Below are 22,777 nucleotides of genomic sequence, written 5' to 3'. Positions count from 1 at the left end.
CCAATTCCCGTGCTCGGCAAGCGCATCCAGCCTCCGAGCCCGGGCGACCGCACCGACCGGCAGGGTCGGGACGAGCTCGGCGAGCGCGGCGTCCTCGATCGCCTACAACGCGGCGCACAGCACGCGGTCCTGGTGCTCGGTGAGCTCGTCGCCGGCGTCCGGCGCGAGCGCGGTGAGGACGATCGCCGCAAGGGCGACGAGCGCCGCGAGCAGCGCGAGGTCGTGGGAAGCGGGGCATGGCTGCCCGTCCCGGCCGGACGACCACCGGCCTCGCGCCTTCCCGTCCAAGAGCGGCCCTCTGCGCATGTCAGATCCAGCAGTGAACTGCACGCCACGCGGGCGCCTCCCGGGCCGCTGACCGCTGATTCAAGGCCGTCCCGCTCCTTGCGACTGTGACCGTTCGCGCGTGTTGGCGGGTGCGATGAGCGATTTCTACAGGTCGACGTGATCCTGTTCATTGTGGTTGGCGAGTTCTGTTCGCGTCGGATGGCGGCTGTCAGCTGCCACGAGAACGTCAGCGGGTTCTGGTACGGCTGTGCTCGCTGCGCTACCGGCCGTCGGGGCGGAAGGGGCGAACCGGCGACGGCCTGGCCCTCACCGTCGCCAACCCCGGCCCCGCCCTCGGAGGTGCCACCAGTCCCGGGCTCGGGGCATGGTCTGATAGGCCTCACGGAATCTGAAGTGTTCCAGCAGATAGCGCCCTATTGTCTGCTGGAGCTTGGGCTGTCGCCCACGGCGACGTAGCCCGCTCGAGGTGTGCCCGGACACCCGTCTGGCCCGCCATTCCTACGGGCAGGCCCGCGCCCTGCCGCGGGGAACAACAGTCGCTGAGAACCCTAGGTCCAGCGGTCTGCCACGGAGCGGCCGGCGGACTGCGCGGCCCATGAAGCGAGGATGCGCAGACGGTCGTGGCTGGGTGAGCCGGGCTCGGCGGTCAGGGTGATGAGCTGCTGGTCGGGATCGGCGGTGCAGGTGAGGAAGGACCAGTCGAGGGTGAGCCGGCCGGCGATCGGATGGTTCAAGGTCTTCGTGCCTGGGCCTTGGACTGCGACGTGGTGGGCGCCCCACCACCGTCGGAAGTCGGGGTCCTGAAGTGACAGCTCGCCCACGAGTTCTGCCAGCCGTGGGTCTTTCGGGTCCCGGACGGCCTCCATGCGCAGCTGCGCGAGGGTGGTCTGTGCCACCCAGTCCCAGTCCGGGTACAGCGCTCTGATGGCCGGTTCGCAGAAGACCAGCCGTACGAAGTTGCGCTTCTTCTCCGGGATCTGCGCGAAGTCGGTGAACAGGGCGGCGGCCATGGGGTTCCAGGCGAGGATGTCCGTGCGCCAGCCCAGGACGACGGCCGGCGTGGTGGACAGGTCGTCCAGCAGCCGCTGCAGCTGCGGCTGGATCTTCTGCGTGGTGCGCCGACGGGGCCGGGCGGCGTCCTTGCCTGACAGTTCGAACATGTAGGCACGCTCGCCGTCGTCGAGCCGGAGAACACGCGCGAGGGTGTCCAGCACCGGTTCGGAAGCCTGGCGTCGGCCCTGCTCCAGGCGCGTGTAGTAGTCGGGGCTGATCGACGCCAGCAAGGCCACTTCCTCCCGGCGCAGACCCTTGACCCTGCGCCTGCCGCCCGCATCGGACAGCCCGACCTGGGCCGGGCCCAGCTCCATACGCCGCGCCTTGAGGAAGGCGCCCAGTTCACTGTGGTGGGCGTTGCTGCTGCTCATGGGGACAAGTCTTGCACCGCGTCATATGCGTGACAGGGGGCCTGTCGTGTCCTAGGACAGCGTTGTCCGGGGACACAAGACGCCCCTTACCCACCCGCATACCGCGTGCGAGTGTCGGTGACGTGACCGGCGGGCGGGCTGCCCCGAGGCGGGAGGCCTGGCCGGGTGGAATCCGTCCCGTCCGCGGTCACAGCACTTGCTCACCTGCATCCAGGAGACACAGAACATGCGGACCAGCGTCACCTTCCCCAGCACCCATCTCGTCCTCGCCGGGATTCTCTTCACCCCCGATGACCACGTTGACGGCCGGTTGCCGGCCGTCGTCGTCTCCCATCCGGGAGGCGGCGTGAAGGAGCAGAGCCCGAGCATCTACGCCGAGCGTCTGGCCGGTGCCGGGTTCGCCGCGCTCGTCTTCGACGCCGCCTGCCAGGGCGAGAGCGAGGGCGAGCCGCGAGGCCTGGAGGACCCCTTCCAGCGGGCCGAGGACATCAAGTCCGCAGTGACCTACCTGACCACCCGTGACGACATCGACCCGTACCGCATCGGGGCTCTGGGGATCTGCGCGTCCGGTGGTTACGTCCCCTACGCCGCGCAGACCGACCACCGCATCAGGAGCGTCGCCACGGTCAGCGCCGTGGACCTCGGGTCGGTGTTCCGTGAAGGGCTGGGCCGCACACAGGACCCGGCGATCCTCATCGCCATGCTCGACCAGGCCGGTGCACTGCGCACCGCGGAAGCACGCGGCGCGGCCCCGCAGTTGGCGGCGTGGATTCCCGACAACGCCGAGGAACTGCTGGAGAGCGCCACCAGGCAGTTCCGGGAGACGTTCGAGTTCTACTGCACCCCGCGCGGCTACCACCCCCGCGCGAACCAGGGATGGGTGCTGCGCAGTATCGACCTGATCGCCCAGTACGACTCGTACGCGATGATCCGGCTCATCTCGCCCCGTCCCCTGCTGATGATCGCTGGTTCGGAGGCGGAGACCGCCTACTTCAGCCGGGAAGCGATCGAGAAGGCCGCCGGGCCCAAGGAACTTGTCGTCATCGACGGTGCCACCCACATCGACCTCTACGACAAGGACGAATACGTCACCCCCGCCGTCGCCAAGCTCACCGAGTTCTTCGGCAAGCACCTGGCCGGCTGACCGCCTGCCGTACCCACCAGTGAAATGAGTTCAACGACGACACAAGTTCCTGAACGAAGGGCTTGAAGACATCAGGAACATCGTCAATGGCTGCGCTCGCTCCCTTGTCATATTCCGATATCGGAATATGATGGCTGGCATGGCACGAGCAGCGACGACGTCGGACGCGTTCAACGCGATCGCCGAGCCGCAGCGCCGGGACATCCTGGTACTGCTGCGGGCGGGTGAGCGGCCGGTGACCGACCTGGCCCAGGAGCTGGGGATGAGCCAGCCGCGGGCGTCCAAGCACCTGCGGGTGCTCCGTGAGGTGGGGCTGGTGCGGGTCCGCGGGGTGGGCAAGCAGCGTCTCTACGGCCTGGACGCCCGTGGGCTGCGGCCGGTCCACGAGTGGGTCGGCGGATTCGAGCGGTTCTGGAACGAGAGTTTCGACCGGCTGGACGCCTACGTGCAGGACCTCGAGCAGACACGGCAGGAGGAATGACCGATGGCAGGGGCAAGGCGAGAAACGCGGGCGGAGCCGGCGACGGCCGACCGGGAGATCGTGATCTCCCGGGTGATCGACGCCTCACGGGAGCTGGTGTTCGAGGCGTTCACCGAGGTCCGGCACCTGTCGCGGTGGTGGGGTCCGGAGGGGTTCACCACCACCACGCGGTCCTTCGAGTTCCGCGAGGGCGGGGTGTGGGACTTCGTGCTGCATGGGCCGGACGGAACCGACTACCAGGAGTGGATCTCCTGGACCGAGATCGTCCCGCCGGAGCGGATCACGCTGCTGCACGGTGAGTCCCGCGACGACCCGAACGCCTTCGAGTCGGTCCTGACCTTCGCGCCGGACGGCGCGGCGACCCGGATCGTGATGCGCACGGTGTTCCCCACCAAGGAACTGCGCGACCAGGCGGTCGAGAAGTACCGGGCGATCGAGGGCGGCCGGCAGACCCTGAGCAGCCTGGCTGCCTACGTCACCGACCTCGCGCGAAAGGGGGCGCAGGGCTGATGGCCGGGAAGGTGTTCTTCAGCGTGACGATGTCGCTGGACGGCTTCATCGCGCCCGAGTCCGTGCCCGTCGACGACTTCCTCGCGCCCGACAAGCAGGACGACCCGGACGTTCAGCGCTGGATGGCGCAGTGGACGGAGCTGCAGCAGTGGCTGTTCCCGCTGCGGTTCATCCGGGAGAACCTGAAGCTGGGCGAGGGCGGCGAGGAGGGCCGCGACAACGACGTCGCGCGGGAGACGTTCGAACGCACCGGCGCGAGCGTCATGGGCAAGCGCATGTTCGACCTCGGCGAGCAGTCATGGCCGCAGGAGGCGCCCTTCCACACCCCGGTCTTCGTCGTGACGCACACCAGGCGTGACCCGTGGGAGCGGCCCGGCGGCACCACGTTCCACTTCGTCAACGACGGCATCGAGCACGCCCTCGACCAGGCCCGCGCCGCCGCCGGCGACCGCGACGTCCGCATCGCCGGCGGCGGCGCGACGATCCTGGAGCACCTGAACGCCGGCCTGGTCGACGAGTTCTCGATCACGCTGTCACCGGTGCTTCTCGGCGCCGGCACCCGCCTGTTCGACGGCGTGGACGCGTCCAGGGTCGCGCTGGAGCCCGTCCGTTCGGAGCCGTCGCCGCGGGTGACACACCTGACCTACGCCGTGCACCCACGGTAACCGCGCCACCACTCCACCCCAGCGACCCGAGCACCCACGGCGCACACGCTTGAATCAGCATCGCAGCGTGGACGGACACTGGGGGTTGGAAAGGCAAGCGTGCTCAAACGGGTGAGATCTGTGGTTCGTAAGCGAATAGCGGACTCCTTGCCTAGGCTGCGGCGGCAGGGAGGAGCGGCAGTCGGTGGCCGTTCCAAGGTGATGGGTGCGGGAGAGCACGCGTGAGCAGCCAGGGCAAGCTGGTACGGGATCGGATCCCTGAAATCATCCGATCGTCAGGCGCGGAGCCTGTGGTTCATACCGCTGGCCCCCTGGAGTACAGGAGGCTGCTGCGGGACAAACTCGGCGAGGAAGTCGCTGAGTTTCTGGCCGCGGACGAGGCGGAGGCTCCGGAGGAACTCGCGGACGTGCTTGAAGTCGTACAAGCTCTCGCGTCCGAGCTGGGCATCGGCCTGGCGCAGTTGGAGAAGATCCGTGAGGAAAAGGCTCGTGAGCGAGGAGGATTCGCCGGGCGGGTCATCTGGACGGGCAATCGCTGACCTCCGCCCTGCCCTTTCGCACACGCCGCTTGTGCGGGGGGATGCCGGTGCGCTGCTTCAGATGGGTGGTTTGAGCAGGACGGCGTGGCATACACCGGGCAGCGGCAGTTTCGGGGCGTCGGCGGCGAGGCCGAGTCCAGCCCGTCGGGCAAGCGCGATGATTTCGTCGGCGGCGACAAGGAAGCAGCCTCGGTGGCGTCGATCGGCAGGACGCCCAGGATGGCCAGCAAGTGGCCGGCGCCCAGAGAAGGTCCAGGACGGCCGCCGACGGCGGATCCCCGCGGGGATCCCCATCGGTCGATGTTCCGGCTGACTTGCGGCTCTTCAACCGGCCTTGACAACTGTCCTCCCGGCTTCGGCCTGTCGCCCGATGGGAGTTCCAAAATCCACCGATGAATTCCGCGGGCTGGGCCGGTCTACTCCGTCGTACACCATCGAACCTCGGACTGGAGACACACCATGGCCACTCCCGCACACGCCGGTCGCATGCTGTTCGTGAACATCCCCGTGGCGGACATCGAGCGCAGCAAGGCGTTCTTCGCGCGGCTCGGGTTCAGCTACAACCCGATGTTCACCGGCGAGACCGCCGCCTGCATGCTGGTCGGCGAGCAAGCCTCCGTCATGCTGCTCAGCCACGAGACGTTCGCGCAGTTCGCGAAGCTGCCGATGGCCGATCCCACCACGCACACGCTGGCGCTCTACTGCTTCAGCGTGTCAGCCCGCGATGAGGTTGACACGGTCGTCGAGGCTGCGCTCGCCGCGGGCGGCTCCGAGGCGGATGGCCCCGAGGACCACGGCTTCATGTACTCACGCAGCTTCTTCGACCTCGACGGCCACGGCTGGCAGGTCATGTGGATGGATCCGTCGAGCGACTCGGGTCGCGGATGACAGCCACGGGTTGTGGCGACGTGATGGGGTGCCGCCGCGGCGGGCGGGATCGAGTCGGAGGTCGAAGTTCTCGCCGTGGGCTTGTTCGAGCAAAAAACTGTGTCGCGTGGTGCTGACGGTGTCGGGATACTGCCTCGGTGACCCTTGCTGCACTGCCTCAGCTGCTTCGACCTCGTGCCTTGAGGCCCGGAGATCTTGTCGTTGTCGCATCGCTGTCCGGGCCGCTCCATACCGTTTACGAGCCCGACCTCGAGCAGGCGGTGGTCGTGCTCCAGCGGATGGGATTCCGCGTGCGTCGGGCACCGCTCCTCGAAGCAGGGCGGCACCGTTGGTGGAGCGCGGCTACACCGGCGGAGATCGCCCGCGAGTTCAATGCCCTTCTGCGTGATCCTGAGGTGCGCGCCATCATCGCGCATGACGGCGGTCAGTCGGTGCTCGGCTACCTCGACCTGATCGACTTCGAGGCGATCGTGGCCGACCCCAAGCCGATCCTCGGCTACAGCGACATCTCACTGCTGCATCTGGTGCTCTATGCGCGCACGGGTCTGGTCGGCTTCCATACCGACATGGCCACCCCTGGACTCGGCGGCCATTGGCAGGCCGCGCCCGCAGCACGCAGGGCGGAACTCGAGAAGCTCTACTCGACGCTGCTGACCGGTACGGAGCCGATCGGTGCGCTGCCGGCCACCCCGTCGTGGGAGTGCTGGCGTGCCGGTCGCGCCGAAGGCCGGCTGATCGGCGGGGTGATCAACCGCATCGTGCTGGCGCAGGCGACGCCTTACGCGCTGCCGCTCGAACGGTTCGACGGCGCGGTGCTGTTCTGGGAGGAGACGGGCGGCCAGGCATCGTATGTGTGGAGCTACCTGCAGGTGTTGCGCCACAGCGGCGTCCTCGATCGGATCTCCGGCATGGTCGTGGGCGTCCCGCACGCGATCGACGGACTCGACTCGACCGACGCGTCCCCGGCTCTCCCCGAGATAGTCCTCGACGTCCTCGGCGACCGCGACATCCCGGTCCTGGGCAACGTCGAGTTCGGACACGCCGGCCCGAATCTGCCGATGCCGGTCGGCATCCGCGTCGCCCTCGACGCGCAACAGCGGACGCTGTCGCTGCTCGAACCGGCGGTACGGCCGCACGCGATGACGGGACCGGTCGGCTGAGCAGCGCGGATCAGTGAGCCGACGGCCTCGGCAGCCCGCCGCTCTCACCCCGGGCCTCCACCGGCAGGTCGCGGTCGTCGCCGAGCTCATAGACCTGCTCCAGCACCCAGGCCGGCGCCTCCTTGCCGACCACGGCGTGGGCCAGGGACATCCGTACCGCCGTGAGCACCTTGTCGATCCGGCCGTCACTCCGCACGGGCCGGGCCCCGGCCCCGGTCCCGGAACGACAGTCCGACGGTGACCGCCGTTCCCTGGTGTCCACCGCAGCCACAGCACGAACAGCCCATGTCACGTGCGGCAGTTCGCCAGTCCCGCTCCGTGCTGCCACACCAGCGCGAGAACAACGACAGGCCCCCCGCGTACGCCTTTGTCGTCCGTTTGCGGTGACGGCCGTGGCGGGCCGTCAGGCGCGGCGCGGCTCGGGTCCGCGCCCGGCTCATCCTGTCCGTCGTCGGCGGTCAGCCCCGCACATGCAGCCCGAAACCCGTGCGGCCCGCGGGCTCCAGTCCCTCCTTGAGGTGCAGCGAAGGGATCTCGTAGTCACCGAAGTTCTGCCGCCGGAACGCGATCGGCTCGGCCGACTCCAGGGTGAGCAGGCGCTGCTCCCAGGCCTTGGCGACGTCCGGGTAGTCCTCGCCGGTCATCCGGTCGGCGCCGTACAGCACGAACGGCGGCAGCACCTCGATGCCCGGGTAGTAGAGGATGCCGTGGTGGATCGGGAACAGCAGATCGTCGATGGGGCCGTTGATCCCGCGAGCGGCGTAGTGCGACTCCGGGCCGCCGGCGGTCACCGACAGCAGAGCCTTCCTGCCCGCGAGGGCGCCTTCGCCGAAGCGCTCGCCGTACCTGGTGTCGCTGTGCTCGCCGACGCCGTACGCGAAGCGGTGGGTGAACACCCGGTCCACCCAGCCTTTGAGGATCGCGGGCATCGTGTACCACCACAGCGGGAACTGGAAGATGATCGTGTCGGCCCACAGCAGCTTCTCCTGCTCGGCGAGGACGTCCGGGGTGAGCGTCCCGGCGCCGAAGGCCCGGCCCGAGTCCAGGGCGACCTTCAGCGGACTTGAGGCGTCCGGGCCGTAGTCCGCGGCGTCCACGACCGCCTTCCAGTTCATCCCGTACAGATCGCTCACCCGTACCTCGTGCCCGGCGGTCTCCAATGTGGACACCGCGAGGTCCTTCAGCGAGCCGTTGAGCGACTTCGGCTCCGGGTGGGCGTAGACGATCAGCGTGTTCATGGGAACTCCTTCGGATCGAGTGCCTTCGATCCTGAGCCCCGCGGCGCCCGGCGTTCAGGGACGTCTCTTCCATCGGACGGGACTTCCTGGTATCGGCAGGACCACCTTCGCGGGCACCACCGAGGCCATACTGGGGGGCATGGACGATCTTGCGGGCTTCCTGCGGACCCGGCGTTCCCGGGTCGACCCGGCGGCCGTCGACATCCCCACCGACAGCCGCCGCCGGGTCGAAGGGCTGCGCCGCGAAGAGGTCGCGCACCTGTCCGGAGTCAGCGTCGACTACTACGTACGCCTGGAGCAGGGCCGCGCGACCCAGCCCTCCGAGCAGGTCCTCGACGCGCTCGCCCGCGTCCTCGGCCTCGACGAGACCGAACGCGGGCACCTCTACCGGCTCGCCCGGCAGCGCCGCCGCCGCGTGAAGGCGCCGGGCGGGCGGGTCCGGCCGGAATTGCTGCGCGTCCTCGACCTGGTTGCCGCACCCGCGCTGATCATGGACCACCGCCTGGACGTGCTCGCCGGGAACCGTCTCGCCGGGCTCCTCTACGGCCGGCCGATGCCGGGCCTGAACACCGCCCGGCACATCTTCCTCGAGGAGGCCGAGCGCGGCCTTTACGCGGACTGGGAGAACTGCACCCTCGACGTGGTCGGGCACCTGCGCCTGGCCGCCGGCAAATACCCTGAGGACCCCCGCCTGGCCTCGCTCATCGGCGAGCTGGCGATGGGCAGCGAGCGCTTCCGCCGTCTCTGGGCCCGCGCGGACGTGCGCGCCCGCACACATGGGCGCAAGGCGTACCGGCACCCGCTGGTCGGACTGCTGGAACTGCACCAGGAGAACTTCGCACCACCGGACGAATCGGGCATGGAGCTGCTGGTGCTGTCCGCCGCCCCCGGTAGCCCCGCCGAGGACGGACTGCGCCTGCTCGCAGGCCTGGGCGCGGACAGCGGTGACGCGCATCCCACAGTGAACGCTCAGGTACGCGAATGACTCGACGACGCCCACCCATCACTCCCGTGGTGTACGTGGTGTCGCGGAGGGCTTCAGCAATAGCTCACTGGATCAGGTCGGTGGGTGAATGGAACTTCGGGCAGATGTACAGCTGCAGATTGTTCCCCCACGATGAGCTCACGTTGCGTTGTGCAGGTACAGGTGCGATGGAAGGGCCTGTCCGGTCGTGTGGCGAGCCAGGCCGCCTGGTCCGGTGCCGGCAGGCGGTAGAGGAGGTTGAGGCTGCCGGTGTGGCCGAGCTCTTTGATCTCGTGGAACAGGTGGAGCGCCGGGACGACTGACCTGGTATCAGTCGGCGGCTGGTGGTTCCGGAAATCCCGTCGGTCCGCTGGACGAAAGAGGAGTCGGCCGGCCCCGCTCCCCCGGTCGCCTGCCTGCGGCCGGGGAGCAATCCGGTGTGCCTGGCCGACCCGCCGGTCAGAGGCGGGATCCTGGCGATGCGGGCCGGGTCAGGAGATCCGCCAGACGCAGGCGTACGGCTGCGGGAAGCGGGTGATCCGGTGGGCGCGCACGATGATGTCGACATCGCCCGGAGGGACGTTCTCCCAGTGGACCTGCTCCACGTTGTTGGTCCGGTCGAAACCCGTGGAGGTTCCCATGTTGCCGTGACGCTCATGGCCGCTGACGGCTCGAACGATCAGGTCGAGATCGTTCTGCAGGGCGGCACCGGGCGGGTCCGTCCAGACCAGGGTCACCTTGAGGGTGCGGAAGGAGCCGGTGGCCGGCACCTGGACACGGACGATGTTCTCCTCGCCCTGCTCGAGCGGCCCGTCCTCGGTGAAGCCGGCATTCGGGTCGCCAGGATCGATCACCGAGCCGGCGAGATTGACGAGGCCGAATCCGGAACTGTTGTTCGGGGAGACCCCGGCCTCCGAGGGGATGTACTGGCCGGACAGTTCCACCGCACCGTTGATCAGCAGGGCTTTCAGCAGCGCGGCGCTCGGCGCGGGATTGCCGTTGGTCACCAGAGTCTCGCGCAGTACCGCCACGCAGCCGGCGACCAGCGGGGTGGCCATACTGGTGCCGCTCTCGAAGAAGAACGCCGGATCCGAGGAGATACCGAAGCGGATGTCGGGCGTCACCACCGCGCGCGAGCGGGTGGACAGGATGGACGTACCGGGTGCCACCACATCGGGCTTGATCCGGCCTTCACGGGTCGGCCCACGGCTGCTGAAGGCGGCCATCCCGGCGGGATTGTCGGCCATCGGATCGTCACGGATGGGATTGGCCGGGAAGTTCACGAACGCGAACTGGCCGTAGGTCTGGGGAATGTCCGGGCGGCGGCTCTCGCTGGCGCCCACGGTGATGCAGTTCTTCGCCCCTGCCTGCGCGCTGACGGACGCCGTGTCGATGACACCGTCCCGGTCCCGGTCATGGCCGCTGTTGCCGGCCGCGAAACAGATCACCAGGTCCGGGTTCTGCCACACCATGTCGTCGACCTCGAACCCACTGCTGCCGTAGGGCAGCCCCGGCTGCCGGGGGCCCCAGGAGTTGGTGTGCACGCGCGCGCCGTCGTTTCGGTAAGGAGGCTCGAACAGATCGCGCAGATCGCCGGGAATCCCGCCGAGTCGACCGACGGGGTCCAACAGCGACTGCAGCACCAGAGTGGCCCGGGGCGCGGCGCCCTGGATGGGACCACCCATGGTGGCCGAGTGACCGTCCCCGAGAACGGAACCCGCCACATGCGTTCCGTGGCCGCGGGGGTCGTCCGACCTGTCGGGGCGGCCGAGGGCGTACAACTTCGCCACCCGACCCGTGAACGCGGGGTGGACATCGGCGGTGGAGCCCTTGTCGAAGCCGGTGTCGGCCACCGCCACGACCTGGCCCTGCCCAAGGAACGCGGTGCCGTTGAGCTGGACCGTGGCGTTCATGATCGGCCGGGCGACGCTGTTGTACGTCACCCACTGGGGCACCTCGTCGATCTGCCGGACCTCGTCGATGCCCACCAGTGCGCCGAGGTGGTCTCCTGACACCGTGAGACGGGCCTTGTGCCTCGTGAGCTGGACGTCATCCGCACTCACGCCGACCGCATCGGCAATGCGTTGCCTGACGCCGTCCGCCTCCGCGTCGACGTCGTCATGCAGCACTACATCGACCATATGCTGCTGTGAATCCCCTGCCGCCGCGGGTGCGGCCAGGGCGGCCAGATCGGATTGCAATCCGCCCGCCCGGAGAGAAGGGGCGATCTTGAAGCCCTCCAGATAGACATCCGCCCAGGCCACGAAGGGCAGGGCCCGGACGGCATCGAGGTCGGCGGGCCGGTACCCGCACAGATAGGTGTTCTCCGGTACGTACTCATGGATCACCAAGCCCAGCTCCGCGAGCTGCTCCTTCTCCTGCACCGAGGGGATATGGGTGGTCTGGACGAGGAGATAGTTGGAGGCGGACGCGTCCGCCGAGACCAGCGACGCGCTGGCCAGCGCGTGGGACTGCCTCAGCGGATCGATGGTCACACCGTTGATGGTGATCCGGGCCATGGCGGACTCCAGGGATGTACGCGCGACTGAATAGTGACATCACGCGCCCGATTGATTACTTTACGTTACACATCGCGACCTTCTGTGGCATGCGAGACGCGCCATGCCTGCTGATAGCGGGGTGGTTATGGGCGCTCGGGGGCGGGCGCCGGGTCATGGCGCTGAGGGCACGGCCGGGCCGTGACGAGGGCGAGCAAGCGGTGGTCCACCGCCTGGCGGCTGCCAGGAGGGCGCCGAGGGTTCGGGTAGAGCGGTGTCGGACGGTGGAGCCGAGCTGGGACGGCCGGCTGGTCCCGCAGATCGCGGACGAGTTGAGGTGCAGTCAGAAGACGGTGCGCCGCTGACTGCACCGCTTCGACCGCTCGGAGCCTGAGGGCCTGGAGGATCTGGGCGGGCAGGGCCGCAAGCGAAGGATCACCGAGGCCGGACGCTCCTTCGGCGACCGCAGCCACATCACCCATCCATCCGTCATGGCGATACCACTGCAAATCACCGTTCGGAAGAACGCCGTAGAACGCAAAACGGACACCTGTGGCATGGTTTACCGGCATGGCGGAACTTTTTTTCGAGGCCACGGTGCCGCAGGACGCATGAGACGTGCGCATTGCCAAGGTGCAGAAGAGCTCGCTCAATTGGCGAGACGTCGTGTTGGCCTCGCGACGTAGTCTGCGAGATGACACCGGCCCTGGCGGCTGTTTTGATCTCCGACATCATGAGCCGTCCCCCTCTCACCACACTGCGCTTTCCAGGTGCGTTCCGCAAATGGAAACGGCAGCTGTCGTTCTCCGCATAATCCGCATGTCGCGCTGCCCGCGCGGTGGATAGCCTCTGCGGGTGACGTACGAGGACGTGCTGCAAGATTGCGCCCATCGGCAGGTCGTGCGGGTCGGCGACACCGTCCGCCGACCCGTCCAGCCCTGGACCGAGACCGTGCACGCACTGCTGCGCCATCTCGAAGCAGTGGGCTTCCCCTACGCTCCGCGGGCCTTGGGGATCGACGAGGAAGGCCGCGAGGTTCTCAGCTATGTCGACGGGGAGTCGGGGCCGCTGGGGTGGGCCAAGGTCGTGCAGGACGACGGCTTGACCGCCTTCGCCCGGCTGCTGCGCGAGTACCACGACGCCACCGCGGGATTCACCCCGCCCGACGACGCCGCCTGGGCCGTCGGCGCGACGGAGTCCACTGACGGCGAGGTGATCTGCCACGGCGACTTCGGCCCATGGAATGTGGTCTGGCAGGGACAGCAGCCGGTGGGCCTCATCGACTTCGACTTCGCTCGCCCGGCAGCCCGCCTGCACGACATCGCCTACGCACTGCAGTACGTCGCGCCATTCAGGGACGACACCGAGTGCACCCGTTGGCTCCGCTATCCGCAACCGCCCGACCGCCGTCGCCGCCTGCAACGGTTCTGCACCGCCTACGGCCTCCTCTCCACCGCCGACACCACCGACATCGTCGACGCCGTCATCCGCGAGCAACGGGAAAACGCCGAACGAGTGCGCCGGCTGGCCGATGCCGGGCACGAACCCCAGGCAACCTGGGCGGCCGACGGTTACCTGCAGGACCTCGCAGACAAGTCGGCATGGAGCCAAGCCCATCGACACCTGTTCGAGTAGCGCCTCGCCCTTTCCGCTGCCCACCCACAACCGAGCACCCCGGCACCGCCATGGGCGGTCCCGAATCAAACCGCCCGCCGGACCCGCATCACGACGCCTGACGGCCGGCCCTGGTCCGGTCGTCGACGGGCCGCACCGGGTCGAGTCCTGGCCCGGAGCCGTTTCAATCCCAGCCCGGGCACCTGCACGCTCGTCGACGTCATGGGCGTACGGCCGGAGGCCGTGCGCAGCGCGGACGCGCGCCGACCGAAATTGACATGGTCTGCGCACGGGGCGAACCTGGAATCAGGTGCGCCTGAACGGCCCTCAGAAGTTTGTATTTCAATCAGACTTGCGTTCGTCGAATTCGGCCGCGCCCGCACGCCCTCGACGAGAATCCCGGCCACGCGCGAGAGGAGACTCTGATGCACGGGCATGTGCGAACCATCACCGGGGACGAGCCGATCTTCATGATCAAGGTCAGCGTCTACCGCCCCGACCTCACACTCATCGACCGTGCCTACACCAACGACGACGGCTCGTACAGCGTCGACGTGCCGGCCGGTGAGACGGTCACCGTCCGGTTCGACACCCATCACTCGCTCAACAACGCGGACGGCTGGCAGCCCTCACTGGTCACCGACGTGGTCGCCGACGACGCCGTCCCGCTCGACCGCCGTCTGGTCCCCGTGGGCCAGTTCGCGGATACGGCGCGCGGCATCGACGTACTCGCCGCCTTCCTCCTGGCCTCGGCCGTGGAAGGACCGGAGTACGCCGCCCACGCCACGACCCGGCTGTCCCAGATCAAGCAGAACACCCTGTTCCTCCAGCACATCCAGGCAACCCTCCTCCAGCACTTCACGGAGCAGGCCGACGCCTGATGGGCCGTAACCGACCCGGCCGGTGGTCATCGTGCCGAATTTCCTCCTCGTCCGATCCCTGGACCATCTGCTCCTCGGGGTTTCCTGGTCCGGTCTGACCGTGGCCGAAACCCGCCCCGACGGGATGCCGGTGCTCAAGGCCACCGGCGACGACGCCCGGCTCGTGGTCTCCTTCCCGCCCCAGCACGTGGCCGAGGAGACCTCTCCGCCCGGGCAGTCGGCCCCTAGGACTCTGCCGGCGGCCTCGGGCACCCTCGTACCGGTCTGGAACGGCATGCTGTCAGGGCCGAGCCGGATCTCCTTCGCCCTGCCGCGCGGCACGACCCTCGTCCCCACCGTGGACGGCATCCTGCAGGCCATGGGCCGGGGCCGGCCGATCGCCGCGGACACCGCCGTCGAACTGCCCTGGCGGATGATCTTCGCCGTGCAGGATCGCCAGGGCGGCCAGGACATCGCCTCCGACCACCCCGTGCTCCCCCTGACGGTCGCCGGGGTCTCGGGCCTGTGGCGCGCCCGCCTCCGCTCCTTGCGGCGGGAGCCGGGAACCCCCGCCCAGGACGCCTCCCTCGCGCTGCACGCCGTCGACCCGGCGACCGCGAAGTCCCCGGACCCCGGGTTCTCCGTCCCGCTGGGCCAGGTGGGCCGGGACCGGCTCGCCGGCAAGGCGACGCCGGCTCAGCCCGCACACGCCACCCGGCTGGAACTGAGCGCTCTGGGCGGCACCCTGACGGCCGCCGGCCGGTGGGACACCTTCCAGTGGGAGCACGACGCGGTGCTCGGCCGGGACGTCCGGGTCCGGACGGAGACTTCCGGCGTGCTCTACCCGCTGGGCCACCGGGCCCGGTACGTGGAGTTCAGCGAGCGCGTCTTCGACCCGACGGCCGGCCATGCGGCCGTCCTCCGCAGCACGTTCGTCCTCACCGTCACCGAACCCGTCCGGCGGCCGCCGCCGGACGGACCGGTGGCCCGCGCCTTCCCGTTCGGAGACGTCGAGATCACCACCTTCGTCTACGGGGGCCTCGTCGGTGACGGCTGGCAGAGCTTCACGGACCCGGTCACCGGCCAGACGCACCTCGGTGTCTTCTTCAAGCCCACGTTCGCCGACGGCAGCCGGACGGTCGAATTCCCCGTACGCTGTGCGGCGCCCAGGGGCGACGTCCGATTCCCGATGCCGCTGCTCTTCGTCGCCGACGTCACCAAACCCGGCTTCGCCTCCCTCACGAACCCCGCCCTGGCCAAGCATCTCGCGCACGTCCTCCCCCCGCAGTCCGTGCCCCTCCCCGGCATCCCGATCGACCTGGTCCGGTCGGCCGCACCCCGCGACGGCGACGTCCACGAGGTCCACGGCATCACTGTCGGCGGCACCCTGCACGCCACCGGATACCGGCCGGTGCTCACCGGTCTCGACGTACGGCTGCCCGCGCTGCGGGCCCTGCTGGGCAAGGACGAACCGCGCCGGGTCGAGTTCACACCCCAGTACCTGAACCAGGGCGCCTCGCACGACATGCTGCTGAAGCTGGACCGTCCGGTCGACATCGACTTCGTCGGCCAGAGCGACCGTTCGGGCGGTCTGGTGGCCCCGCGGTTCACGACGGACGCGGTGTCCCGCGACCTCGGCCCCGTGAACTCCGCAGCGCAGCCCGCACAGGGTACGGACGAGATCGACCCGGCACGGCTGTTCCCCCCGGAGGCCACCCTGCTGGGCTTCGCACTGATCGACCTCGTCACCGATCTCAAGAAGCCGCCGACCGTCACCTCCGTGCTCGCGCCGAGCCGCCCGCCGGCTGCGAGGATGGCGTGGAACGACGTACGCCTCAAGGCGAGCGGCCCGTTCCGGCCGACCGGTGAGAGCACGCTCGACCTGACCGTGACGGCATCGGCCGACGGGACCGACACCCACTGCAAGGTCACCGAGTTCGCCCTCGTGCTGCCGACGCCGTCCGCTCCGCTGCTGAAGGTGCAGTTCGCCGCCATGACCTTCACCCAGAAGAGCGGCGGGCCGCCCTCGATCGCCCTGGAAGACGTCGAGGTGGAGTTCCTCGGCGAACTCCAGCTCCTCCAGGAGCTGGGAGAGGCCGTCGATCTGTCCGACCTCGCGCCGCAGATCGACGTGAACCCGGACGAACTCGTGGCGAGTTACTCACTGCCGCTGCCTTCGGTCACCGCCGGCGCGTTCATCATGACCGACCTGGAGGCGAGCACCGAGATCGCCGTCCCGTTCGACGGGCAGCCGGTGTCCGTCACCTTCGGCTTCGCGAGCCGGGAGAACCCGTTCACCCTGACCGTGCTGATGTTCGGCGGCGGCGGATACCTGGAGGTGGAACTCGACCACCGCGGACTGCAGCGCCTGGAGGCCGCATTGGAGTTCGGCGCGATGCTCGCCATCGACTTCGTGGTGGCCCGCGGAGAAGTCCACGCCTTCGGCGGGATCCGGTTCGAGCTGGCCGACGGCGAGGTCACGCTCACCGGCTACCTGCGGATCGGCGGGTGCGTCGAAGTCCTGGGCCTGATCTCGGTGTCGGTGGAACTGTGCATTTCGCTGGCCTACCAGTCGGCCACCAAGGCGCTGGTGGGCCGGGCCACCCTGGTCATCGAGGTCGACTTCACGCTGTGTTCGGCCAGCGTCGAACTCGACAGCGGTACCTGGGTGCTGGCGGGCGGCGGGAGCGCCGACCATGCGTTGCACGCCCTGGCCGACACCGACGAAGGGCTGGCGCGCTGGCGGGCCTACCAAGCGGCCTTCGCACCGTTGTGACATGAGTGCTGTGACAGGAGTGCAGTATGAGCGAGATCGGTGAGCTGCTGGCGCAGGCGAAGCTGGACTTCGCTCCGTCCGAGATCGCCTGGGGCGGCAACGGGATGAGCCTGGTCGCGTTCGGCCCGCATCGTACGAGCGCCCCCTTCAACACGCAGCAACTGTCGGTCCTGGACGCCGGTTCGGGCGAGGTCCACTGGTCCACGGAGGCCCTGGACATGACGTCCGCCGTGATCAGCCCGGACGGGCAGGCCGTGGCCGGGACCGGTGGTGACGGGCCGGTGGAGCCCATCGAGGAGTTCATCCCCTTCCTCGACTGCAGCGACCTCCCTCTCCAAGACCGGGAGGAATGCAAGCGGTTCAACGAGGAGGAAGCCGGGCTCCACATCATCGGCTGGACCCCGCCGCCGCGCCGGATCTGGGTACGGGCGGTGGATTCCATGATCGTGCGATGGAGACGGGACGACCCGGCCGGGGACGTGCGGCACCTCGTCCACAGCCCCGACGGCAAGCTGCTGGCGGGCTCGGGCAAGGGCCTCCTCGTACTCGACGCGCTCAACGGCAGCCTCAAGGACGGGTTCCCCTCCGTCGTCTCGCAGCTGCCCGCCGCGTACACCCGCGACTCCCAGCAGCTCGCGGCGGCCGACGCGGCGCGCATGGTGCTCGTCGACGTGACCGCGGGCGCCATCCGCTGGACGACCGGACTGCCCGCCGCCATCACGGCGTTCGCCTTCACCGCCGACGAGACGGCGCTGGTCGTCACGACCGAACGCGAGGCGTTCACCCTCAGGGCCGAGGACGGGGTCATCCGCGAAACGGTCGCTCTCGAAGGCCCGGTGCCGGGCACCGCGGTGACGGCCCTCAGCAACGGCGGCCGCCGACTGCTCCGAGTCGGCCCCGAGACGATGGTCCTGTGGGACGTTTCCGACGGCGGGCGGCGCTTCTCGGCGCCGGTCGGCGCCTCGGCCCGGGTCCGGTTCAATCCGGTCCTCCCGGAGATCGCGATCGTCTCGGTCAACGGCGTGAAGGTCGTGAACTCCCTGCTCGGCACCACCGTGTGGGAGAGAGCGACGAACTCGCTGACGGGCCTCGCGTTCTCGCGCGACGGACAACGGCTCGCGCTCGGCGGGCTGGGGTCCCAGGGCTCCGGGTTCCTCCACATCCACAGCATGGCCCCGGCCAGCGTGTCGAGTCTGACCTTCGAGGGCCCGGTGAAGGAGATCGCCCTCGCCTCGGCTCCCGGGCCGCTGGCCGTCGCGGCCGGTCACGAACCCGAGGCCAAGGCCTCGTTGTTCCGCGCCGACACCGGCGAGCTGGTCCTGGAGAAGAGGCTGCCCGGGGAGATCAACTCCCTGGAGTTCAGCCCGGACGGCCGCCACTTCGCCACCGGCAACACGGACGGCGGCGTCCGGCTGTTCCGCACCGACACGGGCGAGCGGCGGTGGATCGTCCCCCACACCGCGCCCGTGGAGGCCGTCGCCTTCCTCCCCTCCGGTGGGGACGACGACGTGGTCACGGCCTGCCGTGACAAAACGGCACGCCGGCTCGCCCGCGACGACGGGGAAGAGGTCTGGAGGTTCAAGCACCCGCAGCCGGTGACCCGGGTGACCACGAGTGCCGACGGCCGGTTCGTCGCGACCGCCTGCGCGGACCGCTCGACCCGGATCCTGGCACCGGACACGGGCACCGACCTCGCCGGCTTCTCCCATGACGGCAGGATCCGGGCCATCGCCTTCAGCCCGCAGGGCTCGCTCCTGGCCACCGGCGGGGACGACGGCGCGGTGCTGATCATCTCCACCGCCACCCGCAAGGAGATCGGGCACTCCCAGCACACCCGCGAGGTCACCGCCGTCGCCTTCAGCCGTGACGGCAAGCTTCTGGCGACCGCCGGCAAGGACGAGGTCGTCCACCTGTGGAACGTCGCGGCCGACCCGCCGGAGAAGGTCCGCACGCTGACCTTCCCGCAGACGGTCACCCGGCTCCTGTTCCACCCCACCGAGCCGCAACTGGCGCTCGTCAACGACGAACCCCAGCCGACGGTGGTCATCATCGAACCGGCCACCGACACCGAACTCGCCCGGCTGGTGCACCCGGCCACCGTCAACGACCTGGCCTTCAGCCCCGACGGGAAGCTGCTCGCCACGGCCTGCGCGGACGGTCTGGCCCGCGTCTACCCGGGACGGCGGTAGCGATGAGCACGTTCGTCTGGGCGGCGATGCCCGCCGGGTTGACCGAAGGCCCGGAGCCGGCCGCCCGGATCCGCGTCCTCGTCGTGCCCCGGCTGGCCGCGGGCTCCCTCGCCGACTTCGGCCTCCAGGACTGGCCGTCCCTGCTCGCCGACGCCACGTTCGACCTGGAGGTCCGGACCGCCGACGGCATCCGCGAGGCGGATCACGCCCTGCGGTACGACCCGGTCGCCGACAGCGACGCCTGGCACGCCTTCTTCGACGCCGACGCAGGCGTGGTCGAGGAGTGGACGCCGACGGAGCAGCCGGCTCCGCAGGTCGGCACGACATATGCCGACGCCCGCGCCGTCGTGATGTCGTACCGGGAGTGCACGAGCATCCTGACCCGCGAGCCGGCCGACGGCGAGGATGCCGTACGCAGGCGGATCGACCAGTGGAAGACCCCCCTGCCGCCGTCCGCGCAGCCCGAGCCGCCGCTGCCGCCGCTGCCGCCCGACCTCGACTTCCACCGGACCGTGGCGACCTTGCGCGAACACCCCGCGGTTCTCGAAGCCCTCGGGCTCGTGTTCGAGCTGCGCGCCGACCGGGCCGACCTGGACATCGGCACCGGCCCGCGGTTCCTGCGGATCCGCGGCACGGACCTGCCGATCGACATCAGCTCGCCCTGGACCAAGTACGACCTCACCGGTACGGGCTTCTGGCCGGCGCCCGCCAACGGCTCCAGCGGCATCCGCAACGGACTCCTCGACCTGGCCGGCGTCGGCCTCCTCGACTGGGCGGAAGGCACCGCCCCACCCTGGGCCCTCAGCCTGATCGACGTCGACGGAGCCGTGCGCGCCCTGCGCACCGAGGCCAGGGCCCTGGACGCCGACAGCAGTCGCCGGCCCGCGCTGCCGGACCTGCGTACCGGTGGGCTCATGCTGATCCGCCCTGACCGCCAGTCCGATTTCACCGCCCGTGCCGGAGTCGCCGCGAGCCGGCTCGGGGCCGGCCTGCACGGCGCCGAACTCACCGCCGAGGACCTGGTGCTCGGCTACCGGGTCGACATCCGGACCGGTGACGACGAGCAGTGGCACCCGCTGTGCACGCGCCGGGCGTCCTACACCGTCGAGGACTCCGACGGCCAGGTGATCACGCTGGGCGACCCCGCGCTGCCCGAGGAGGGGCACGTCAAGCCCTATGCAGCGGTGAAGACTCCCGACGGACGGCTGCACGCGGACGAAGTGGTCGTCCGCTGGGACGGCTGGAGCCTGGCGGTGCCGTTCGTGAACCTGCTCGGCGGCACTCCCCTGCCGGAGCCCGCCCCGGCGACCACACCACCGTACGTGTTCCGCTGGGACTTCAGCCCCGTCGGCGGCACCCTGCCCCGCCTGCGGTTCGTCGTCCGGTACGCGATGCGGGTGCGGATCGCCGACCTCACCGGCGGCGGCCCGGGCCTCGATGAACTCACGGGTCCCACGGGCGCCACCGGCACGGTCAAGTACGCCCGCAGCGACCCCATCAGGCCGCCCCGGCTGAGCCACGACAACACGTTCGGCGCCGGCGCGGCCCTGGACCGGCTGGTCGTCCGCAGCGACCTCGGCATGAACGCCGCCCAGTTCAGCGCGGCCCACCCCCAGTACCCGCCGGTCGAACGGCGCACCCTGCACCGGCCGACCGTCAGTTTCGGCCTCGCGGAGCAGCACGGGGTGTTCGACCCCCGGGAGGGGAACCCGGGCGACGCCGGCCCCGCGTTCACCGAGCGCACCTGGAAACTGGCCCTGCGCGCGCTGCGGGCCGAAGCCGCCGACGACCTGGACGGCGCCCTGCCGGACCCGGCGACCAGCGGCGTCAGCGCCCATATCGCCGCCGCCCCGGGCGGGTTGACCGAACCGGTCACCGACCGGTCCGCCTGGGACGACTGGCCCTCGGCGGACCCCAAGCGGATCACCCTCTCCGACCAGCCGACCCCCACTCCTCCCATTGCCCTCGCCTGGGCGAACGGCGACCTGGACCTGAAGCTCGCCAAAGCCGAGGAAGCGGTCCTCGAACTCTCCTCCACCGTCACCGACGGCTTCCTCGACCACTTCTCCGTGAAGCAGTGGCTGGACCGGCCCGTCAGCGCTTCCGGCGTGCCCCTGCCGGACAGCGAGTGGGAGGTCACCGTCCTCAACGGCCGGCATCCGGTGCTCTGTCCCGTCCGGCGGATCCACCTGGTGCACGCCGTCCGACGGCCGCTGGCGGAGCCCCGCTGGCAGAGCCAGCCGCCGGTCACACGCGGCGAGCGGGAGACGTTCGCCGTGCTGCGCCCCGTCTTCCTTCCCACCGGTCTGAACACCGACAGCACCGGCCGGCTGGAGATCTCCGCGGCCTGGCGGGAGTGGACGAACGACGGCGACCGCGACGCCGGCGTCGCGCACGTGTACGGGCAGACCGTCGCTCGGGGTGACCCGCCCGCGCCGGTGATCCGCCACGAGTTCGGCGACACCAAGCACCGCAAGGTCACCTACACGCTCAAGGCGATCAGCCGTTTCCGTGCGTACTTCGACGAGGACGACCCGGACGACGCCTTCCAACTGAGCCGCCTCCAGGGCTCCGTCACCATCCCCTCCAGCGCCTGCCCGCCGGACCTGGTGCTGCTGTCGACCACACCGTCCTTCCGCTGGGAGACGCAGACGGCCGCCTCGCGGATCGAGCGCGTCCGCGCGTCCCGGCGGCTGCGCGTGGAGCTCGCCGGCCCGTGGTACGCGACCGGGGAAGGGGAACGGGTCGCCGTCCTGTCCGCCGCGCCCGGCGCGGCCCCCGCGGTCCCGGTGACCCGGGTCGGCCGGGATCCGCTCTTCGCGTCCGAGCCGCTCCCGCCGCTCGCCGCCAAGGAATGGTTCACGGGATTCAGCGAGCCCCCCGGTACCTCCGCCGACCTGGGCGCGTCGGTGCTGCTGGTCCCTTACGCCGTCACCCGCGACGGTGACCGCTGGTACGCGGACATCGAGATCGCCCCGCCCGCGGCGGCCCCCTCGTACGCGCCGTTCGTCCGGCTGGCCCTGGCCCGGTTCCAGCGCAACAGCCTGCCCCGGATGTCGCTGTCCCCCGTGGTGGTGGCGGACCCGGTGCGGCTGCTGCCCGACCGTCGGCTGGTCGTCGAGCGGACCGGCCCCGACCTGCGCATCTCCCTGCTGGGGACGGGTCCCCGGCCGCCCAACCGGCTGGAGGCCGTCCTGGAGGAGGCGCACGGCCCGGCCGGCGCCGTCCCGGGCGCCACGGACCTCGTCGACCTCGGCTCGCCGGCCACGGCCGCCGTGCCGGCCTGGCGGCCGCTGTCCGCCAGGGTGGCGAGCGACAGCCCGGAGACCCCGTCGGTCCTGCGTATGCCGTCCGGCACCGCCCCGCTGCGGCTCCGGGTCCGCGAGGTGGAACGGATCCCCGCCCTGCCGCCCTCCTCGGCCGTGCCCGCCGAACTCCAGGACCGGACGCTCTTCGTCGACGTGGTCCCCCTCCCCCCGGGCTGGCGGCCGGGCTGACTCCGCCACCCGCGGCCGCCTGCCGCAGCCCTTGGTGCCGAT

18 protein-coding genes are annotated in these 22,777 nt (G+C 70.0%); 13 read left to right on the top strand and 5 right to left on the bottom strand.

The window, feature by feature from the left end; translation table 11 throughout:
* Positions 1–102: 102 nt before the first annotated feature.
* Both ABZ725_RS42580 and ABZ725_RS42575 read right to left on the bottom strand, forming a co-directional pair.
* A complete protein-coding gene (locus ABZ725_RS42580) occupies positions 103–306 on the bottom strand; it encodes a hypothetical protein (protein WP_358807738.1) in 204 nt (67 codons plus the stop codon).
* A 530-nt stretch (positions 307–836) separates the two neighbouring features.
* Entirely contained in the window at positions 837–1,712 is an 876-nt protein-coding gene (locus ABZ725_RS42575) for a helix-turn-helix domain-containing protein (protein ID WP_358807737.1), read from the bottom strand.
* Between the two features lie 226 nt (positions 1,713–1,938).
* Between ABZ725_RS42575 and ABZ725_RS42570 the strand changes: the two genes are divergently transcribed.
* The 7 genes from ABZ725_RS42570 (at position 1,939) to ABZ725_RS42540 (ending at position 7,099) form a co-directional block, all read left to right on the top strand.
* Positions 1,939–2,856, top strand: a complete 918-nt coding sequence (locus tag ABZ725_RS42570) for an alpha/beta hydrolase (RefSeq protein WP_358807736.1) — start codon at positions 1,939–1,941, stop codon at positions 2,854–2,856.
* A gap of 139 nt (positions 2,857–2,995) precedes the next feature.
* Entirely contained in the window at positions 2,996–3,337 is a 342-nt protein-coding gene (locus ABZ725_RS42565) for a metalloregulator ArsR/SmtB family transcription factor (protein ID WP_358807735.1), read from the top strand.
* Positions 3,338–3,340: 3 nt separating this feature from the next.
* Positions 3,341–3,847, top strand: a complete 507-nt coding sequence (locus ABZ725_RS42560) for an SRPBCC family protein (protein ID WP_358807734.1) — start codon at positions 3,341–3,343, stop codon at positions 3,845–3,847.
* Entirely contained in the window at positions 3,847–4,512 is a 666-nt protein-coding gene (locus ABZ725_RS42555; RefSeq protein WP_358807733.1) for a dihydrofolate reductase family protein, read from the top strand. The genes ABZ725_RS42560 and ABZ725_RS42555 overlap by 1 nt, the downstream gene beginning before the upstream one ends.
* Positions 4,513–4,733: 221 nt before the next feature.
* The gene (locus ABZ725_RS42550; RefSeq protein ID WP_358807732.1) at positions 4,734–5,051 is read left to right on the top strand and encodes a nucleoside triphosphate pyrophosphohydrolase; all 318 of its coding nucleotides are present in this window, start codon (positions 4,734–4,736) and stop codon (positions 5,049–5,051) included.
* 486 nt (positions 5,052–5,537) lie between these two features.
* The gene (locus tag ABZ725_RS42545) at positions 5,538–5,939 is read left to right on the top strand and encodes a VOC family protein (protein ID WP_358807731.1); all 402 of its coding nucleotides are present in this window, start codon (positions 5,538–5,540) and stop codon (positions 5,937–5,939) included.
* Positions 5,940–6,076: 137 nt separating this feature from the next.
* Positions 6,077–7,099 carry a S66 peptidase family protein gene (locus tag ABZ725_RS42540; protein WP_358807730.1) on the top strand — a complete coding sequence of 341 codons (1,023 nt, stop codon included), beginning with the start codon at positions 6,077–6,079 and terminating at the stop codon, positions 7,097–7,099.
* Positions 7,100–7,109: 10 nt separating this feature from the next.
* On the opposite strand, the gene ABZ725_RS42535 is transcribed toward ABZ725_RS42540, so the two are convergent.
* Both ABZ725_RS42535 and ABZ725_RS42530 read right to left on the bottom strand, forming a co-directional pair.
* Complete coding sequence (locus tag ABZ725_RS42535; RefSeq protein ID WP_358807729.1) at positions 7,110–7,295, bottom strand: hypothetical protein; 186 nt, start codon at positions 7,293–7,295, stop codon at positions 7,110–7,112.
* Positions 7,296–7,557: 262 nt separating this feature from the next.
* Entirely contained in the window at positions 7,558–8,337 is a 780-nt protein-coding gene (locus tag ABZ725_RS42530; RefSeq protein ID WP_358807728.1) for an NAD(P)H-dependent oxidoreductase, read from the bottom strand.
* 139 nt (positions 8,338–8,476) lie between these two features.
* On the opposite strand from ABZ725_RS42530, the gene ABZ725_RS42525 reads away from it, so the two are divergent.
* Positions 8,477–9,322, top strand: coding sequence for a helix-turn-helix transcriptional regulator (locus tag ABZ725_RS42525; protein ID WP_358807727.1), 846 nt, complete (start codon positions 8,477–8,479; stop codon positions 9,320–9,322).
* A gap of 470 nt (positions 9,323–9,792) precedes the next feature.
* Here ABZ725_RS42525 and ABZ725_RS42520 read toward each other — a convergent pair whose 3' ends face one another.
* Positions 9,793–11,820, bottom strand: coding sequence for a S8 family serine peptidase (locus tag ABZ725_RS42520; RefSeq protein WP_358807726.1), 2,028 nt, complete (start codon positions 11,818–11,820; stop codon positions 9,793–9,795).
* A gap of 834 nt (positions 11,821–12,654) precedes the next feature.
* On the opposite strand from ABZ725_RS42520, the gene ABZ725_RS42515 reads away from it, so the two are divergent.
* The 5 genes from ABZ725_RS42515 (at position 12,655) to ABZ725_RS42495 (ending at position 22,735) form a co-directional block, all read left to right on the top strand.
* A complete protein-coding gene (locus ABZ725_RS42515) occupies positions 12,655–13,434 on the top strand; it encodes an aminoglycoside phosphotransferase family protein (RefSeq protein ID WP_358807725.1) in 780 nt (259 codons plus the stop codon).
* A gap of 404 nt (positions 13,435–13,838) precedes the next feature.
* Positions 13,839–14,294, top strand: coding sequence for a carboxypeptidase regulatory-like domain-containing protein (locus ABZ725_RS42510; RefSeq protein WP_358807724.1), 456 nt, complete (start codon positions 13,839–13,841; stop codon positions 14,292–14,294).
* Between the two features lie 31 nt (positions 14,295–14,325).
* Positions 14,326–17,049 (top strand): hypothetical protein, encoded by a 2,724-nt coding sequence (locus ABZ725_RS42505; RefSeq protein ID WP_358807723.1) that lies wholly within the window; start codon positions 14,326–14,328, stop codon positions 17,047–17,049.
* 26 nt (positions 17,050–17,075) lie between these two features.
* Positions 17,076–19,238, top strand: a complete 2,163-nt coding sequence (locus ABZ725_RS42500) for a WD40 repeat domain-containing protein (protein WP_358807722.1) — start codon at positions 17,076–17,078, stop codon at positions 19,236–19,238.
* A 2-nt stretch (positions 19,239–19,240) separates the two neighbouring features.
* A complete protein-coding gene (locus ABZ725_RS42495) occupies positions 19,241–22,735 on the top strand; it encodes a hypothetical protein (RefSeq protein ID WP_358807721.1) in 3,495 nt (1,164 codons plus the stop codon).
* Positions 22,736–22,777 lie beyond the last annotated feature (42 nt).

The sequence above is a fragment of the Streptomyces sp. NPDC006872 genome (assembly GCF_040635845.1).
GTDB lineage: Bacteria > Actinomycetota > Actinomycetes > Streptomycetales > Streptomycetaceae > Streptomyces.
This window is presented reverse-complemented; position numbering and strand designations above follow the sequence as displayed.